Origin of the sequence: Peribacillus acanthi (assembly GCF_003073175.1) — a bacterium.
Lineage (GTDB): Bacteria > Bacillota > Bacilli > Bacillales > DSM-1321 > Bacillus_BN > Bacillus_BN acanthi.
The window spans coordinates 42,183-42,663 of the sequence record NZ_QBBX01000021.1; the positions used below are offsets into that span (position 1 = coordinate 42,183).

At 38.7% G+C, this 481-nt stretch carries 1 protein-coding gene; it reads right to left on the reverse strand.

Going from position 1 to position 481, the window contains the following annotated elements; translation table 11 throughout:
* The coding region (locus DBX25_RS21485) for an SDR family NAD(P)-dependent oxidoreductase (protein WP_240620382.1) at positions 1–441 on the reverse strand (441 nt) is incomplete at its 3' end.
* Between the last annotated feature and the right edge of the window lie 40 nt (positions 442–481).

A 481-nucleotide genomic window follows, 5' to 3' on the forward strand; every position in this document is an offset into this window, starting at 1 on the left:
AAAACCAATCAAACCGTTGATGGAAGCCATGTTGATAATTCGCCCAAACTGATTTTGTTTCATCATTGGAAATACATGCTTCGTAGCCATGAATGGAGCTGTTAGCATGATTTTCACTAATAGCTCAAACTTTTCGGTTGGGAATTCTTCAATAGGTGACACAAATTGCATCCCTGCATTGTTGATCAGAATGTCTACGGAGCCGAACTTTTCCTTTGTGGTATCCAATGCACTTTTCACTTCTTCTTCATTCGTTACATCACATTTCACACCAATTACATCGTATCCTTTGTCACGTAACTGTTGTGCAGCCGTTTCTACACCTTCAGCGTTTAAATCCGATATAGCCACCTTCGCTCCATTTTCAGCAAATCTCTCTCCAATTTCATATCCAATTCCACGAGCTGCCCCAGTAATAAAAACTACTTTATTTTTAACCATAATATATTCCTCCCTATCTAATTAAGTCCCATACTTGCTA